The organism is [Muricauda] lutisoli (nom. illeg.) (assembly GCF_017313105.1).
Classification (GTDB): domain Bacteria; phylum Bacteroidota; class Bacteroidia; order Flavobacteriales; family Flavobacteriaceae; genus Flagellimonas; species Flagellimonas lutisoli.
Window position 1 is genome coordinate 389042 of record NZ_JAFLND010000001.1, and the last position, 16706, is coordinate 405747.

The following is a 16706-nucleotide window of genomic DNA, read 5'->3' on the forward strand; positions in this document are numbered from 1 at the left end:
TGAACAAACAATAGGAACCTCAATTGAAATCAATAGCCATATATCTTTTTTTGATATCCGGGTTTTCCGGGTTCGCTCAAATGGATTGTATTTTGGGAGTAGGTGGGCGAGACAACGAAACCATAACCAAGGTTTTTGAGTTGACGGAAGAGCAAAAAGAAAACCTTAAGAACTGGAGTGCCGAACTTAAAATACGCAACGATATTTTAAGTGACAAGGCTAAATATCTTATGAAAAAGAATGAGGAAAGCTCACCGGAGGTATTGATTACCGTCTCCAAGGAATATGCTTCTATAATGGACAGCATGAAGCAGAATGTTCGTATGATGGACAAAAGGCTGTTGATAAGTTTTAATCCTGCCCAATATGAAAGGTATTTAAAATTGTGCAGTCAATTAACTTTGCGCCCTATCCACATTAATCGGTCTGTTGACGAAAATTGAACGATTTGTCAAGAACTGTTTTAAGAGTTGTTATTTTTGTCCAAAATCCATTTTTGAATGTATAAATTCCTGATTCGCCCGGTACTTTTTTTATTTGATCCCGAAGCCGTGCACCACTTTTCTTTTTGGGCCATTAAGTTGTTATCAAGATTGGGTTTTAGCGGTCTTTTTAGAAAAATCTTCAATGTGAACGACCCAAGACTGGAGCGGGAGGTTTTTGGCGTAAAGTTTAAGAACCCTGTAGGTCTGGCTGCTGGTTTTGACAAGAATGCCAAGTTATACAACGAGTTCTCAGATTTCGGTTTTGGTTTTGTTGAAATCGGAACGGTAACTCCCAAGCCCCAACCAGGAAACCCTAAAAAACGATTGTTCCGTTTAAAAAGGGATAAAGCAATTATTAACCGCATGGGGTTCAATAATCAAGGCGTTTTTGAAGCTGTTGAACAATTAAAAAAGAAGCACCGTGTGATTATCGGCGGCAATATCGGCAAGAACAAGGTTACCCCTAACAAAGATGCCATCAAGGATTACCTGATTTGTTTTGAAGCTTTGTTTGAACATGTGGATTACTTTGTGGTGAATGTGAGTTCGCCCAACACACCTGGACTCCGCGAACTTCAGGATAAGGAGCCCTTGACCAAATTGTTGAAAAAACTAAAAAGTCAGAATAGTAAATTGGCCAAAAGCTTTGGATTGAAGCAAAAGCCTATTTTATTGAAAATAGCCCCGGATTTAACAGACGATCAATTAAGGGACATCATTGAAATTGTTGCAGATACTAAAATTGATGGTGTTATTGCCACTAACACCACTATTGAAAGAAAAGAACTGAAATCGGACCTGTATTTAACAGAGGAGAATGGCGGTCTTAGTGGAAAGCCTCTAAAAAATAGAAGTACTAAAGTAATTCGCTTTTTGGCTGATAACAGCAAAAAAGCTTTTCCAATTATCGGTGTAGGTGGAATCCATTCCCCAGAGGATGCATTGGAAAAGTTGGATGCGGGAGCGGATTTGGTGCAGCTCTACACGGGTTTTATTTATGAAGGGCCAGCACTTATCAAGAAAATCAACAAGGCTATTTTGGAAAAAATGGATTAAACCATATGCACAGTTTATTTTTATTTCTGGAAACCGTCAATTATCCCATATTGATCGGGTTTTTTGTATCCTCGCTTGCCCTGGCTATTTCACCGGGCCCTGATAATATTTTTGTACTGACCCAAAGTATCAGTAATGGTACAAAATCGGGGTTGGCAACTGTTTTTGGATTGGTCTCGGGCTGTTTGGTGCATACCACTTTGTTGGCCTTTGGGGTTTCGGAAATCATTAAGCGGAGTGACACCTTATTTTTCGCCATCAAGCTTTTTGGAGCCATGTATTTGCTGTACCTGGCTTATCAGGTTTATCGCAGTGATGCTTCCATTGCGATCGATGATAAAAACAGACCGGCCAAACCCCCCATGAAGCTTTTTTGGACCGGGGTTACCATGAATGTGCTTAATCCAAAAGTCACTATTTTCTTTTTGGCTTTTTTTCCGGGCTTTTTGTTTAGCGATGAGCTCAATACTGTCATTCAATTCTATATCCTGGGCCTCCTTTTTATGCTTTCTGCGCTTATTGTATTTGGGGCCATTGCCGTATTGGCGGGAAAGATTTCAAAATACCTGACCCGACATAAAAATGCAGGTGTTTATTTAAAATGGGTGCAACTGGTTGTTTTTGTAGGGATTGCCATTTATCTATTTCTATCGGACAAATAAGTGCTATTTTTACGCACGCCTATGCCAAAAGTCAAACTCATAGAATGTCCACGGGACGCCATGCAGGGAATAAAAACCTTTATTCCTACGGATGATAAGGTAAAGTATATCCAATCCTTATTGGGCTGTGGTTTTGATACCATTGATTTTGGAAGTTTTGTTTCGCCGAAAGCCATACCACAGATGCAAGATACTGCTGAGGTTTTGGCGCAATTGGATCTTTCCCGTACCCAAAGTAAGCTTTTGGCCATTGTTGCCAATGTTAGGGGCGCGCAAGATGCATGCAAGTATGAAGCGATAGATTATTTGGGCTTTCCTTTTTCCATTTCGGAAAACTTTCAAATGCGGAATACGCATAAAACCATCGACCAATCGGTAGAGACTCTTAAGGGAATCTTGGAGTTGGCCGATGCCAACGGCAAGGAGGTGGTCACTTATATTTCCATGGGCTTCGGAAATCCATACGGTGATCCTTGGAGTGTTGAAATAGTTGGGGAGTGGACCGAGAAACTGGCGGCCATGGGAACTAGAATACTTTCGTTATCGGATACAATTGGCAGTTCTACACCGGAGGTGATAGATTACCTGTTCTCCAACCTTATCCCAAAATATCCGGAAATAGAATTTGGTGCCCATTTGCATACCACTCCATCCAAATGGCATGAAAAAGTGGATGCGGCCTATAAAGCAGGTTGCCGTCGATTTGATGGCGCCGTGCAAGGTTTTGGCGGGTGCCCAATGGCCAAGGATGAACTTACTGGAAATATGCCTACGGAAAGAATGCTTTCCTATTTTACTGCGGAAAAGGCCGATACAGGTGTCAATTGGATGGTTTTTGAAGCAGCCTTCAATAAAGCCACTGAACTTTTTTCGGTATACCATTAAAAAAAAGGCACCCTTAATGGAGTGCCTTTCTATTGTCCTGTTGTGGGAATCATTAATTAATATCTAAGCTCAATACCTGCGTAAACACCAAATGGATGACCAGGTCTTAAACCTGCAGGTACCCTTGCAACGGCGTATTTTTCGTCCAATAAATTTATGGCGTTGGCAGTTACGGCCAAGTGATCGTTGAACCTGTATCTTCCACCAAGATCTAATATAAAGTTGGAATTTACTTTTTCGTTGGCAGGTATAGGTCCATTTCCGGCCATGGTTCTAAAAGCTCCATTGTACCTACCGCTCACATTTAATTCAAAATTTTGGTGTTCCAATGATAAGGTTGCATTGAACTGGTGTTTGGAGATGTATGGCATTTCATCACCAGAGGAAACCTCGCCCCAAATATCGTTTTCACTACCAAAGCTGTTCAAAAATTCGGTATCTGTCAACGTATATCCAAAAGTAAATGGCAATTGAAGGTCTTCATTGTTCTCCAAAAAGTTATAGTTGAGCAGCAGCTCAATACCCTGCACGCGTACTTCGCCAGCATTAAATTGATCTAATGATCCGGTTCCGCCTGTTGCGGCAAGATCACTGCCCAAAAGATTACTGTAATCGTTATAAAAACCAACTAACTCGCCGGAAATACCTGCAAATGAGAAGCGACTGCCCAACTCATAGTTTACACTTTCCTCAGGATTTTCTCCTGGTTGGTTACTTGGAGGTGAAAAGCCTTTGTGCACCCCTCCAAAAACGGATAGGTCATTGAAATTGTAGTTGAAACCAATTCCTGGGATAAAAACGTCTACTTTATTCTGTCTTTCGGAAAGATCAGAACCAGTACGTTCCACGTCGTTGGTTCCATAGTTCAATCTTTCCAGGGCAATGTTCTCGTAACGGAGGCCTGGCGTTAATGTTAAGTCTTTGATTTTCAATTTGTACATGGCATAAGAAGCAAAAGCTTTAGCACTGCTTACCCTATTGGCATTAGTACCTGGAACGCCTGGATTGACCAATTGCATATCTCCGTTTACCATGGCATAATCATCTATCCACTGAAAGCGGTCTTCTTCATCATAGTGGTAACGTAGTCCTATTTCCAAGTCGTGATAGGTGTTCTCACCGCTCCAATGGTAATCCAATTTTGTTTGAACCCCGGTTGACAAATAATCTCTATTGTTGTTTCTGGCATTCAGTAGGTCATTCGCTCCACTATTGATCGAGCCTTTTACTAAATCTATATAGGATGCAAACTCGTTCGGGGCCCCAAAAATGTTGCCGATACCTTGACGTTCGCCATCAATGGTAACATAATCCACTTTATACCAATTTCTGCTAAAATCGTTGTAATAGCCTATGGTGGTAATCCTGAATTGATCGCTGAATTTTAAGGCATGGGTTCCCATTAATTGGAAGTGCTCAGCATTCATTTGGTCGTTTTGTGATCCAGCATAGCGACGGAAGGGGTCAGCGTCAAAATCTTCCTGGGTCAGGCCCAAGTAGGTTTCATTGGAAGTTTCATCTGAATATTGCAATTTAACTTCAAATTCCTGTCCCACCATTGCTTCTGGATTCGTGTTGATCTTGAATTTGGCAACCAGGTCATTCTTGTCAAACCCTGTATTGTCTCCATTTTCTAAGTTTTTAAACCCATTGGAATTGTAGTTGAGGTATTCTACCGAATAACCAAAGTTTTTACGGCTATCTCCCAATTGGGCATGGATCCGGCCACTTTGAAAGCTTCCGTAACTACTGTTCAAAAAGATCCCAAAGTTATCAGGGACTTCGGTGGAAATCATATTTATGGCGCCGCCTGTAGTGTATGGCCCAAATTGCACTTGACTACTCCCCTTTAATATTTCTACAGCTTGCATCCGTGCAATGGTAGGAAAATAATAAGCAGATGGGGCACTATAAGGAGCGGGAGCAATAAGGACACCATCTTCCATTAAGGTGATTTTCGAACTCCTTTCCGGAGAAGTTCCCCGTAAACTAATGTTTGGTCTAAGACCAAATCCATCTTCTTCGTAAATATTGACCCCGGGAACAGCACGTAAAGTCCGGTTGACGTCTGTATAATTGAATTTTTTGATTTCTTCGGGAGACAAGTAATAGGAAGAACCCGTTCTGTTCTTTGCGACAAATTTACTTCCAAAAATCACTTTTGCGGATAGAACAACTTCGTTCAGTTGTATTAATGTGGAATCATTGCCCATTGGTTTTTGTTGTCCAGAAAGAAATAGAAAACTAAAAAATGCGATGATGATTAATGATGGTCGGTACATTGTATTAATTAAGACTTAGTTTAAATAAAAATTAATTTGGAATGCAAATGTACATCCTCAAAAGAATAAAACAAACCTTATTTAGAATAAATAAATATAATTTATGGAAAATTGTCGTCTTTTTGAGTATCTGCCGTTGCGTTTATGGTCGCAACATTTTCTCAATAATGGAGAAAGTATTGGGTATGTCTTTCTTTCATTAAAATTAGTGGTATATTTGCACGCAATTAATCCGTAATTGCAATGGAAGCTCACCAAAACAAAATTGTTGGCGAAGGACTAACGTACGACGACGTCCTTCTTGTACCGGCTTATTCCGAAGTACTTCCCAGAGAAGTAAATATTCAGTCAAAATTTACTAAGAACATCACCATTAATGTGCCCATCGTTTCTGCAGCTATGGATACGGTAACCGAATCCCGTATGGCCATTGCCATGGCGAGGGAGGGCGGTATCGGTGTTCTTCATAAAAACATGACGATCGAGCAACAGGCGCTTAAGGTTAGAAAGGTAAAACGTGCCGAGAGCGGAATGATCATGGATCCGGTAACGCTTCCTTTGGAATCCGTAGTTCGCGATGCCAAAGCCAGCATGAAAGAGCATAGTATAGGTGGAATCCCAATTGTGGATTCCGACAAAAAGCTTATCGGTATTGTGACCAACCGTGATCTTCGTTTTGAAAAAAATGATGATAGGCCCATTGCCGAGGTAATGACATCGGAAAACTTGGTTACGGTGGCGGAAGGTACCTCTTTGCAGCAAGCAGAGGTAATCCTTCAGGAAAACAAGATTGAGAAATTACCGGTGGTCAACGATAAGGACGAACTTATTGGTTTGATCACGTTTAGAGATATTACCAAGCTTACCCAAAAGCCCATTGCCAACAAAGACCAGTATGGACGTTTACGGGTTGCGGCTGCCATAGGGGTTACCGCCGATGCTGTTGACAGGGCCGAAGCATTGGTCAAAGCAGGGGTTGATGCCATTATTATAGATACCGCACATGGACATACCAAAGGTGTGGTCAGTATATTGAAAGAAGTAAAAAAATCCTTTCCGGAATTGGAGGTTGTAGTGGGTAATATTGCAACCGCTGAAGCAGCAAAATATTTGGTGGAGGCAGGAGCGGATGCGGTTAAGGTAGGTATAGGACCTGGATCTATTTGTACTACTCGCGTTGTGGCCGGAGTCGGTTTCCCACAGTTTTCAGCTGTTTTGGAAGTATCTGCTGCATTAAAAGGAACAGGAGTTCCGGTAATTGCTGATGGAGGTATCCGTTACACGGGTGATATCCCTAAAGCTTTGGCGGCAGGAGCGGATACCGTAATGTTAGGTTCCTTGTTGGCCGGTACTAAAGAATCTCCAGGGGAAACTATTATTTATGAAGGGCGTAAATTCAAATCCTATCGTGGAATGGGCTCTGTCGAGGCCATGAAAAAGGGTAGTAAGGATAGATATTTCCAAGATGTTGAGGACGATATCAAAAAGTTGGTGCCCGAAGGTATCGTGGGCCGAGTACCTTACAAAGGTGAATTGGTGGAAAGTATGCATCAATTTATAGGTGGACTACGTGCAGGAATGGGCTATTGCGGCGCAGGCGATATCGAGACCTTGAAAAACAGTGCGCGTTTTGTAAAGATTACATCAAGCGGAATCCACGAAAGCCACCCACATAATGTGACCATTACCAAAGAGAGTCCGAATTATAGCAGGTAGATAAATTTAAATTGTAAACGCAAACGCTGGAGAATTTATTTTCCAGCGTAGCTTTCCCAATCCTTATCCTTGTAGATGTTTTCACCAAAGTACTTGGCGATCTGCATAAAAGGTTCCACTTGTTGGTATCCAGGAACGGGGGATAGCATGTTCAATTGCTCATCCAAGAAAACCACCGTAGGGTAGCTCATACGACCCTGCAAAAGCGCCGCTGCCAATTCATGATAGCCTCTTCTTCCTGATGGAACAAATTTGAATGTCTTGCCTTGATATTCGATGGGATCCTTACCTTCTGCATCCAATTTTACCATATAAAAATTGTCTTGCATGTATTTGGATACGTCTGGATGTTGAAATGTGTTTTTATCCATCTTTTTACACCATCCGCACCAATCCGTGTACACATCAACAAATATTTTTTTGGGCTGCGCATCCGTTTTGGAAAGTTCAACGGCCTCTTCCCAGGATATCCAATTAATATCTTGGGCTTGTGCATTAAAGCCTATAAATGCTATGAAAAGTAAGCTGATTTGGGTATAAATTGAGCGCATAGTCTTCGTTTTTGACGTATTTGTCGTTCTATCAATACAAAACTAACGAAAATTGTGCCAAAATAGTATTGGCTTTAACACTCTGATAAAGCTTTGAGCCTACTTCACAGCTTGTTTCTTTGGTGTATCGAAAAGCTCTTTTACGTCCACTTGGTTGTGCAAAATATCATCAAAGGTTTCCCTTTTTCTGATGAGATGAGCTTTTCCTTGGTGCCAAAGTACCTCGGCAGGTCTGTATCTGGAATTGTAATTGCTGGCCATAGTGAAACAATAAGCGCCTGCGTTTTTAAAGCACAGGATATCCCCTTCGGATATTTCATTGATCCTACGATTGCTGCCAAATGTATCCGTTTCGCAGATGTAGCCTACCACGGAGTAATAGCGTTCTTTTCCCTTCGGATTGGAAATATTCTCAATTTGATGGTTGGACCCGTACAACATGGGTCTTATCAAGTGGTTAAAACCAGAATCAACACTTGCAAACACGGTGGAAGTGGTCTGCTTCACTACATTTACCTTGGCCAAGAAGTAGCCTGCCTCGCTCACCAAAAACTTGCCTGGCTCAAAGGCTAGCGTGAGCTCTTTGCCATATTCCTTACAAAACTCGTTGAATCTTTTGGTGAGTTTCTTGCCCAACTCATCCACATTGGTTTGGATATCCCCCTCTTTGTAAGGGACTTTAAATCCACTGCCAAAATCTATAAATTCCAAATCCTTAAAGTTGCTTGCCGTTTCAAAAAGAATTTCTGAAGCATAAAGGAAAACATCTATATCCAAAATATCACTGCCGGTATGCATGTGGATTCCGTTGATATTCATGTTGGTCAACTCCACAATTCGCAGTAAATGTGGAATTTGGTGAATGCTTATGCCGAATTTGGAATCGATGTGTCCCACAGAAATATTGGAGTTCCCTCCCGCCATTACGTGTGGATTGATACGGATACAAACGGGAATGTCCGGATGCTTGCTCCCAAATTGCTCTAAAATGGAGAGGTTGTCAATATTTACTTGGACCCCAAGTGCCGCAGCTTCTTCAATTTCTTCCAAAGAAACACCATTTGGCGTAAAAATGATGGATTCTGGCTTAAACCCGGCCAATAAGCCTAATTTTACTTCTTGAATGGATACAGTGTCCAAGCCGCTTCCCAAACTGTTCAGTAATCTAAGGATGCTTACATTGGACAATGCCTTGGCAGCATAGTTCAACTTAAGGTTGGGTACACCTTTAAATGCATTGGTCAGTTTTTTGTATTGTGAAGTGATCCTATCTGCATCATATACATAAAGTGGTGCGCCAAATTGTTCGGTAAGTTGAAGTAAGTCCTTAGAATTCATAGTAAACCAATATTTTAAGCAAAACTAGGTTTTGTCCGCGGTACACACAAGAAAACTGACATTATTCATTAAAATATAACAAGGTGTTTTATTTATAACAACGATGTGGTCTCAAGGGTTGTACCTTTTGGTTTTGATGTGTATTTTTAAACAAATTCATAATATGAAACTTCCTTTATTTCCTTTAAAATCAGTTTTTTTTCCGGGAGAGACTGTGCCCCTTCATATTTTTGAAGACCGATACAAACAATTGATCAATGATTGTCGCAAGGAAGCACTTACCTTTGGTATTCCTGTTTATATAAATAATTCCATTTCATATGGAACTGAGGTACAGTTGGTTGAGGTGGTCAATACGTATGAAACTGGCGAAATGGATGTGGTTTGTGTTGCACGTCAAATTTTTAAGGTACTGAGTTTTGAAAAACAGTTGGAGGGTAAATTGTATGCCGGAGGAGAAGTTGAATTCCTTGAAATTGAAAACAATGCAGATGAGGCTTTGAGGGAAGAGGTGCTTCAAAAGGTCGAGAACCTTTATGACATTATGGATGTTCCCTTTACCAAAATATCACCTAAACAGTTTAACAGCTATTCATTGGCCCACAAAATGGGACTTTCCTTTGAGCAGGAATATAAATTGTTGCTCATGGCAAAAGAAACGGACCGATTGAATTTTATAAAGGATCATTTAGATGCAACAGCCAATGTTCTAAATGAAGTAAATCGCACCAAAGGAGTTATTGAAATGAACGGTCACTTTAAAAATTTTGATCCATTGGACTTTCAAGATTTCAAATTGTAGTGTTCGGAATAGCGAAACTGACTTTTAATTAAGGTTTAATCGGTAATTATTCATTTAACATCTTCAATTTGTCAGCGGTGTTTTCTATTTTTGTCAGCAAACAAAAGTAAATTCACAGATGAATCTTCACGAATATCAAGGAAAAGAGATTTTAGCCAGTTTTGGGGTTAGGATCCAAAGAGGAATTGTTGCTCACAACGCCAAGGAAGCGGTAGATGCCGCAAAACAACTTACACAGGAAACCGGAACCGGATGGCACGTAATAAAAGCACAGGTTCATGCAGGTGGCCGAGGTAAAGGCGGAGGAGTGAAATTGGCCAAAAACTTGAAAGAGGTAGAAGAGTTGGCAGGTAACATTATAGGAATGAACCTAGTTACCCCACAAACATCTGCTGAAGGTAAAAAGGTTCACCAGGTTTTGGTTGCCGAGGATGTGTATTATCCAGGAGATAGCGAAACCAGCGAATTTTATATGTCCGTCCTATTGAACAGGGGAACAGGTAAAAACATGATCATGTATTCTACCGAAGGAGGAATGGATATTGAAGAAGTGGCCGAAAAGACACCGCATTTGATCTTTACCGAAGAAGTTGATCCCGGATTGGGCCTATTGCCTTTCCAGGCAAGAAGAATAGCGTTCAACTTGGGATTGTCCGGTACAGCGTTCAAAGAGATGGTGAAATTTGTTATGTCATTATACAAGGCTTATGTTGAAAGTGATTCCAGTCTTTTTGAGATCAACCCGGTTTTGAAGACTTCCGATGATAAGATCATGGCGGTAGATGCCAAAGTTACCATCGATGACAACGCTTTGTACAGAAGAAAGGCCTATGCGGAGATGCGTGACCTTCGCGAAGAAAACCCGATCGAGGTAGAGGCTCGCGAGGTGGGCTTGAACTATGTGGATCTGGACGGCAATGTTGGTTGTATGGTAAACGGAGCCGGATTGGCCATGGCTACCATGGATTTGATCAAAATGGCCGGTGGAGAACCAGCGAACTTCTTGGATGTGGGAGGGACTGCAGATGCCAAAAGGGTAGAAGAGGCCTTCCGTATTATTCTTAAGGATCCTAACGTTAAAGCTATCCTTATCAATATATTTGGTGGTATCGTACGTTGTGATCGTGTGGCTCAGGGTGTTGTGGATGCCTATAAAAATATGGGGGACGCCATACAAGTGCCGATTATCGTAAGATTGCAGGGAACCAATGCAGAGTTGGCCAAAGAAATCATAGACAATTCAGGTTTGGCTGTTCACTCAGCTGTTCAGTTTAAAGAAGCAGCGGATAAAGTAGAGGAAGTTTTGAGCTAGACCTCAAAACCTCAAAATATATTTCAAAGGCAACGTGCAAACGTTGCCTTTTTTTATGCTCTAAACTTTTTGAACCGCATTTTTTGTCTTAAAAATCACCGTTACACATAAATTATTCAATTTGAACAAGTTGTGTTGAAAAATATTTTATAATTGCTCTTTTCCAGTAAAATTAGGGTGTTAGCCCAAGATTAAGGACTTTAAACATTTGTTAAATCACCTCAAACTGTAACAATTTTGTTTTTTAATCGTCTTATTTTTGTAGTGTCATTAAAAAAGACTTTCAATCAAGTCTAATTTTTGGCAAATCATCAATCATCAATTATTAATCAAAAAACAAAATCATGAGAAATTTAAAAACTGTTACGGTTGCACTGGCATTGTTCGCAACCATGAGTGCATTTGCAACAAAAGGTAAAAAGGCTACAAAAGCGACCAATCTTTCTGGCCAGATTTATGAAATGTTGAAAGACAATAGACTAAACATCGAGGACAGTGAGCTTACCGCAGAGGTTCGTTTTATTGTAACTGAAAAAGGAGAATTGCTAGTACTTTCCGTGGAAACGAAAGATGAAATTATGGAAGGCTTCGTAAAAAGCCGTTTGAACTACAAAAAAGTGCAATTGGACAATGTTGCGCCTGGTAGAGTTTACGAAGTTCCAGTACGCATTACCGCTTAAAAACGGGAATTATTTTGAGTTAGTTAGAAAAAGCCCTGAAATTCAGGGCTTTTTTATGTACTAAAACCAGGTGTTTTGGAGTTATCTAGTTGAGGTAACGAACCAGAACCATATATTATGGGTACGTACAAGGAAAAATTGAGCATTCTTTCGGAGATGATCGGATTTGCAAGGGTAGACCATTCCCTTAAGCAATCCGAATATGATTTTTTACTTAAAGTAGCCCGCAATTTAGGGGTGACCAAAGATGTTTTTGATGGGCTATTAAAGGAGAAATCACCTAAGGTCCGATTAAAAACACAGGCTGAACGCATTGTACAATTCCACCGACTTATCTTGCTGATGAACATTGATCATGAGCAACATAAAAAAGAGATAAACACCCTTTACAATATTGGCCTAAAAATGGGGCTGCCACCGGCCGCCATCAGTCAGGTGTTGGAAGTTATGCACCGTTACCCGGATAATATTGTCCCGCCAGATGTGCTTATCAATATCTTCAAAGCATATTACAATTAATGTCAAAAAGTCAGCTTATTTTTGATAACACATGTCAAAAAGACACGTGTTTATTGTTGGTATAGGTTTTGACTTATACCTGGTGATTTAAATGTTTAACTAAAATTGAATCGCCATGAGTATAGTAAAAAGAAACAGCCTGTTTTTTCCATCTTTGATGAACGATTTTATTAGTCCAGATTGGTTCGGTGGAACAGATAAGTGGACTAACACTTCCATGCCCGCAGTCAATATAAAGGACAATACCGAAGGATTTGAATTGGAGCTTGCCGTTCCAGGAATGAAAAAGGATGATTTCACCGTGGAGATCGACAACGATGTGTTGACCATTTCCAGTGAGGTTAAAACGGAAAACGAAGAAAAAGAGGACAATTACACACGCAAAGAGTTCTCCTTTACCTCCTTTAAAAGAGCGTTTACATTGCCCGAAACCGTAGATGGCTCTAAAATAGATGCCAAGTACGAAGATGGAATATTGAGGTTGACATTGCCTAAAAAACAAGAGGCATTGCCAAAACCAAAAAGAATGATCGAAATAGGATAAGACATTAGAACACCAACTATAGGTGTTTCATGATGGTTGGATTAGTTGGTTAGTTGAGGCGCGCTCCTGCATTTGCTGGGGCGCGTTTTTTTATTCCTTTTCCTGAAGCATTTTTATCTCATCCCTAAGTTTGGCCGCTTCCATAAAGTTGAGTTCTTTGGCTGCCTTTTCCATGGCTTTTCTTTTCTCCCTGATCAGTTTTTCCTTTTGGTCTTCAGTGATGTACTTAAGATCTGGCTCTGCTGCACGTAACTCTTCTTTCTGGAAGTGATAGGTGGATACCGAATTTTTGGCCAAGGCACTATCCAGGTTCTTCTTAAGTGCCGTTGGGGTAATATTATTTTCTTTGTTGTAGGCCATCTGCTTGTCCCTTCTATAATTGGTCTCGTCAATGGTTTTTTGCATGCTTTCGGTAATGGTATCTGCATACATTATGGCTTTTCCGTTCAGGTTTCGGGCAGCACGGCCAACCGTTTGTGTCAAGGAACGGTTGCTTCTTAAAAAACCTTCTTTATCCGCATCCAATATGGCTACAAGTGAAACTTCGGGCAAATCCAACCCCTCACGCAAAAGGTTTACCCCAATAAGTACATCAAAAAGTCCCTTTCGAAGATCCTGCATAATTTCCACACGCTCAAGGGTGTCCACATCACTATGGATGTAACGGCAGCGGATATCAATTCTCGATAAGTATTTGGTAAGCTCTTCTGCCATGCGTTTGGTAAGCGTGGTCACCAAAGTTCGCTCATCCAATTCTACGCGCTGTTGTATTTCCTCAACTAGATCATCGATTTGGTTTTCGCTGGGGCGAACCTCAATTTCGGGATCCAACAATCCGGTTGGGCGGATAATTTGTTCCACATATACGCCTTCGCTCAATTCCAATTCGTAATCGGCGGGAGTGGCGCTCACATAAAGTACTTGGTTTTGAAGGGCCTCAAACTCTTCGAACTTCAATGGACGGTTGTCCATAGCTGCGGGTAGCCGAAAACCGTATTCCACCAAATTTTCCTTTCTGGAGCGATCGCCTCCGTACATCGCGTGCACTTGAGGTATGGTAACGTGGCTTTCATCGATTACCATTAAATAATCATCTGGGAAGTAATCCAATAAACAGAAGGGTCGGGTGCCCGGTTTTCTTCCATCCAAATAGCGTGAATAATTCTCGATGCCCGAACAATAGCCTAGTTCGCGAATCATTTCCAAGTCAAAATTGGTACGCTCTTCCAGTCGCTTTGCCTCAAGAGGCCTACCAATTTCCTTAAAATAATCCACTTGTTTTACCAAGTCGTCCTGAATTTCCTTGATCGCGTTTTGAAGCACATCGGGAGAGGTAACGAACATATTGGCGGGGTAAATGTTCAGGGTGTCGTAAATCTCGATGACCTTGTTGTTATAAGGGTCCAATGCCTCAATTTCTTCTATCTCATCACCAAAAAAGTGAATACGGAAGGCATGGTCGGCATACCCTGGAAAAACATCCACTACATCGCCTTTCACCCTAAAATTTCCGTTTCTAAAATCAGCAGTAGTTCTGGCATAAAGGCTTTGGACCAACTGTTTTAAAAACTTGGTTCTTGAGATAACTTGATCTCTGTGTATGGTAATAACATTCTTCTGAAACTCGATAGGGTTTCCGATACCGTACAAACAGGATACTGAGGCTACCACAAGCACATCCCGTCGCCCCGAAAGGAGGGAGGAAGTGGTACTCAAACGTAACTTTTCAATATCCTCGTTTATGGAAAGGTCTTTTTCAATGTAAAGTCCACTTGTGGGAATATAAGCCTCTGGCTGGTAGTAATCGTAATACGATACAAAATATTCCACTGCGTTGTTAGGGAAAAACTGCTTAAACTCCGAGTATAATTGAGCTGCCAAGGTCTTGTTATGGGCCAAGACCAAAGTTGGTCTTTGCACCGATTCAACAACATTGGCAACCGTAAATGTCTTTCCCGAACCGGTTACTCCTAGCAAGGTTTGATGGCGAGCGTTGGATTCAATGCCTTCCACCAATTGCTTGATGGCTTCGGGCTGATCTCCCGTGGGTTTAAAGTCAGAAACTACCTGAAATTTCATTCGATAAAAATACTAAAGGATGCCTCCAAAAGGAAGTAAAATGGAGATATTATCTTTTTAGTGTGAAATGCCCCTTGATCTCCCGATCGGAATCGTCAATGGCTACGAACCAGTAGTCCCCAGAAGGAAGTGATCTTCCTCTAACAGTTCCATCCCATCCTTGTGAATTTTGAAAAATCTGCTTTAGGAAATTACCGTATCGGTCAAAGATCCGGATACTTTTCAATACGACCGGTTCTGTTTTTTGCGGTTGAATAAATTGCCAATGATCGTTGATGTTATCTCCATTTGGAGTGAAAAACTTTGGAAAACCCTCTACGGTTAGATCTTGTGTGAATTCTTTTTGTGCGATTCCACAGCCATTTTTGTCCCGGACATAGATCGTGTGGCTTCCGGGTTCCACATTGTTAAAAGTATTACTGTCGGAGTAGGGTCCATCAATAGTGTCAATGGCATATTCGTAACTGCCATTTCCCGATGCAATAACCGTCAACTGCAACGAAGAAACGGTTGGCTGGGCAATAATGTTTTCTATGGTGGCGATTTCTGATGCGACTACTTCAAATATTTTGGATGATGGACATTCAATGGTATTTCCATTTTGGGTTATTGTGTTATAGGCTTCATATCGGTACTGCCCGTTTTCGGTGATGGTAACTTCGTTTGTCGATGAAATCAATGTTTCATCATCAAACTCATCAATTTGATACCAGCGGTACCCTTCTGCTTCATCTGTTGATGAAATTACCAAAGGACCTTCGTTTTGACAAGAGGAAAAAGAATCGGGAAAATCAATTTCCGGGTTGATGATGACATACTCTCCTGTATCAAAATCCAAGTATGGTCCACACCCGAGAATGGTGCTGAAACTGGTTTGGATGCATCCTTCGGCCTGCCCGGCATCATTAAATGGTATTATAGTGATAAAGAAAGTTTTGTTCGGTTCAAAGTTGACCACAGGAGTGGAATTGGTGTTGAAAATAGAACCATCCAATATATCCGTACCTGTTGGTGTTGTGCCGATCGTCACAATATATCCTGTAGCATCGGGAACGGCAGACCATTCCAGAAAAGGGGAGAGCGGTACGTTGGTTTCACCATTTTGTGGGTAAATCATAGTTGTGCAATCCGGTATTTCCGATGCTGCTCGTGTAGTAAACTGTTGCGTAGTGCATCCTGTGGCCGAACCCAACGAATTGTAGGGGACTATGGTAACGTAAACAGTGGATTCTGAAGGAATCAGATCTTCCGGTGGATTGTAGGTCAAGCTGTTGCCAACATCAAAATCATTTAAAAGCTCCGTTCCCCCTGGAGTACTGCCCAAACTCAACCGGTAACCCTCAGCACCGTACGTATAGTTCCACGAGATATTGGTGTTGGGATTAATATCTGTTGCCATATCTGGCGGATTTGTTGTTTCTGTGCAGTTCGGAATTGATGTTAATGGTGCGGTTGTAAAACTATAACTGGGGCACGTAACATTCGGTTGGTTAAAAAAGAAAAGGGTAATGGTCACGTATATTGTTGTGTTTGCAGGAAGCCCACGGGGAGGAGTGTAGGACGACCCACTTGCAAATTGGGAGACGAGTATATCATTGTCACCTGGACTTGTGCCCAATGTAATATTGTATGATGGTACACCATCTACCGTTTCCCAGTCGATGGTGGCATCCAGCGGAACATCAGTAGCCCCATCTGCAGGGTATAGGATATCCGAGCAAACCTGTGCATCGGCAGCCAAACCTATTAAAAGGGCAACCCATAAAATGTATCTGTTCAGCATTTACATGATGAT

Annotated in this window: 15 protein-coding genes; 10 read left to right on the forward strand and 5 right to left on the reverse strand. The window is 41.3% G+C overall.

Translation table 11 applies throughout. The annotated features are described in order from the left end of the window. Window positions 1–23 precede the first annotated feature (23 nt). The 4 genes from J0X13_RS01895 to J0X13_RS01910 are packed head-to-tail and all read left to right on the forward strand — an operon-like array spanning window position 24 to window position 3088. Window positions 24–443 carry a hypothetical protein gene (locus J0X13_RS01895; protein ID WP_207069787.1) on the forward strand — a complete coding sequence of 140 codons (420 nt, stop codon included), beginning with the start codon at window positions 24–26 and terminating at the stop codon, window positions 441–443. A gap of 57 nt (window positions 444–500) precedes the next feature. Continuing rightward, complete coding sequence (locus tag J0X13_RS01900) at window positions 501–1541, forward strand: quinone-dependent dihydroorotate dehydrogenase (protein ID WP_207069788.1); 1041 nt, start codon at window positions 501–503, stop codon at window positions 1539–1541. A gap of 5 nt (window positions 1542–1546) precedes the next feature. After that, the gene (locus J0X13_RS01905) at window positions 1547–2203 is read left to right on the forward strand and encodes a LysE family translocator (protein WP_207069789.1); all 657 of its coding nucleotides are present in this window, start codon (window positions 1547–1549) and stop codon (window positions 2201–2203) included. A gap of 21 nt (window positions 2204–2224) precedes the next feature. Continuing rightward, entirely contained in the window at window positions 2225–3088 is an 864-nt protein-coding gene (locus J0X13_RS01910; RefSeq protein ID WP_207069790.1) for a hydroxymethylglutaryl-CoA lyase, read from the forward strand. A gap of 56 nt (window positions 3089–3144) precedes the next feature. Here the strand turns inward: J0X13_RS01910 and J0X13_RS01915 are convergent, their stop codons facing one another. Further along, complete coding sequence (locus J0X13_RS01915) at window positions 3145–5370, reverse strand: TonB-dependent receptor family protein (protein ID WP_207069791.1); 2226 nt, start codon at window positions 5368–5370, stop codon at window positions 3145–3147. Window positions 5371–5613: 243 nt separating this feature from the next. On the opposite strand from J0X13_RS01915, the gene guaB reads away from it, so the two are divergent. Further along, on the forward strand, window positions 5614–7086 hold the full coding sequence (gene guaB, locus J0X13_RS01920) for an IMP dehydrogenase (RefSeq protein WP_207069792.1): 1473 nt from the start codon (window positions 5614–5616) through the stop codon (window positions 7084–7086). Between the two features lie 35 nt (window positions 7087–7121). Here guaB and J0X13_RS01925 read toward each other — a convergent pair whose 3' ends face one another. Together J0X13_RS01925 and lysA are read right to left on the reverse strand one after the other, a co-directional pair. Then, the gene (locus J0X13_RS01925) at window positions 7122–7637 is read right to left on the reverse strand and encodes a thioredoxin family protein (protein WP_207069793.1); all 516 of its coding nucleotides are present in this window, start codon (window positions 7635–7637) and stop codon (window positions 7122–7124) included. 99 nt (window positions 7638–7736) lie between these two features. After that, window positions 7737–8975 (reverse strand): diaminopimelate decarboxylase, encoded by a 1239-nt coding sequence (gene lysA / locus J0X13_RS01930; RefSeq protein WP_207069794.1) that lies wholly within the window; start codon window positions 8973–8975, stop codon window positions 7737–7739. A gap of 163 nt (window positions 8976–9138) precedes the next feature. Between lysA and J0X13_RS01935 the strand changes: the two genes are divergently transcribed. From J0X13_RS01935 to J0X13_RS01955, 5 genes are all read left to right on the forward strand, one after another. After that, window positions 9139–9777, forward strand: a complete 639-nt coding sequence (locus J0X13_RS01935; protein ID WP_207069795.1) for an LON peptidase substrate-binding domain-containing protein — start codon at window positions 9139–9141, stop codon at window positions 9775–9777. Window positions 9778–9895: 118 nt separating this feature from the next. Beyond that, window positions 9896–11089 carry an ADP-forming succinate--CoA ligase subunit beta gene (gene sucC / locus J0X13_RS01940; protein WP_207027655.1) on the forward strand — a complete coding sequence of 398 codons (1194 nt, stop codon included), beginning with the start codon at window positions 9896–9898 and terminating at the stop codon, window positions 11087–11089. 344 nt (window positions 11090–11433) lie between these two features. After that, window positions 11434–11769, forward strand: a complete 336-nt coding sequence (locus J0X13_RS01945; protein ID WP_207069796.1) for a hypothetical protein — start codon at window positions 11434–11436, stop codon at window positions 11767–11769. Window positions 11770–11886: 117 nt separating this feature from the next. After that, window positions 11887–12288: a TerB family tellurite resistance protein gene (locus J0X13_RS01950; protein WP_207069797.1), complete on the forward strand. Its 402-nt coding sequence runs from the start codon at window positions 11887–11889 to the stop codon at window positions 12286–12288. A gap of 115 nt (window positions 12289–12403) precedes the next feature. Continuing rightward, window positions 12404–12832 carry an Hsp20/alpha crystallin family protein gene (locus J0X13_RS01955; RefSeq protein ID WP_207069798.1) on the forward strand — a complete coding sequence of 143 codons (429 nt, stop codon included), beginning with the start codon at window positions 12404–12406 and terminating at the stop codon, window positions 12830–12832. A gap of 90 nt (window positions 12833–12922) precedes the next feature. Here the strand turns inward: J0X13_RS01955 and uvrB are convergent, their stop codons facing one another. Further along, window positions 12923–14911 carry an excinuclease ABC subunit UvrB gene (uvrB, locus tag J0X13_RS01960; protein WP_207069799.1) on the reverse strand — a complete coding sequence of 663 codons (1989 nt, stop codon included), beginning with the start codon at window positions 14909–14911 and terminating at the stop codon, window positions 12923–12925. Window positions 14912–14960: 49 nt separating this feature from the next. Then, window positions 14961–16694, reverse strand: a complete 1734-nt coding sequence (locus J0X13_RS01965; RefSeq protein WP_207069800.1) for a T9SS type B sorting domain-containing protein — start codon at window positions 16692–16694, stop codon at window positions 14961–14963. Window positions 16695–16706 lie beyond the last annotated feature (12 nt).

Coding starts and splice junctions, on each gene's coding strand:
- J0X13_RS01900 (WP_207069788.1), top strand. CDS start 501: ATGTATAAATTCCTGATTCGCCCGGTACTTTTTTTATTTGATCCCGAA.
- J0X13_RS01905 (WP_207069789.1), top strand. CDS start 1,547: ATGCACAGTTTATTTTTATTTCTGGAAACCGTCAATTATCCCATATTG.
- J0X13_RS01910 (WP_207069790.1), top strand. CDS start 2,225: ATGCCAAAAGTCAAACTCATAGAATGTCCACGGGACGCCATGCAGGGA.
- J0X13_RS01915 (WP_207069791.1), bottom strand. CDS start 5,370: ATGTACCGACCATCATTAATCATCATCGCATTTTTTAGTTTTCTATTT.
- guaB (WP_207069792.1), top strand. CDS start 5,614: ATGGAAGCTCACCAAAACAAAATTGTTGGCGAAGGACTAACGTACGAC.
- J0X13_RS01925 (WP_207069793.1), bottom strand. CDS start 7,637: ATGCGCTCAATTTATACCCAAATCAGCTTACTTTTCATAGCATTTATA.
- lysA (WP_207069794.1), bottom strand. CDS start 8,975: ATGAATTCTAAGGACTTACTTCAACTTACCGAACAATTTGGCGCACCA.
- J0X13_RS01935 (WP_207069795.1), top strand. CDS start 9,139: ATGAAACTTCCTTTATTTCCTTTAAAATCAGTTTTTTTTCCGGGAGAG.
- sucC (WP_207027655.1), top strand. CDS start 9,896: ATGAATCTTCACGAATATCAAGGAAAAGAGATTTTAGCCAGTTTTGGG.
- J0X13_RS01945 (WP_207069796.1), top strand. CDS start 11,434: ATGAGAAATTTAAAAACTGTTACGGTTGCACTGGCATTGTTCGCAACC.
- J0X13_RS01950 (WP_207069797.1), top strand. CDS start 11,887: ATGGGTACGTACAAGGAAAAATTGAGCATTCTTTCGGAGATGATCGGA.
- J0X13_RS01955 (WP_207069798.1), top strand. CDS start 12,404: ATGAGTATAGTAAAAAGAAACAGCCTGTTTTTTCCATCTTTGATGAAC.
- uvrB (WP_207069799.1), bottom strand. CDS start 14,911: ATGAAATTTCAGGTAGTTTCTGACTTTAAACCCACGGGAGATCAGCCC.
- J0X13_RS01965 (WP_207069800.1), bottom strand. CDS start 16,694: ATGCTGAACAGATACATTTTATGGGTTGCCCTTTTAATAGGTTTGGCT.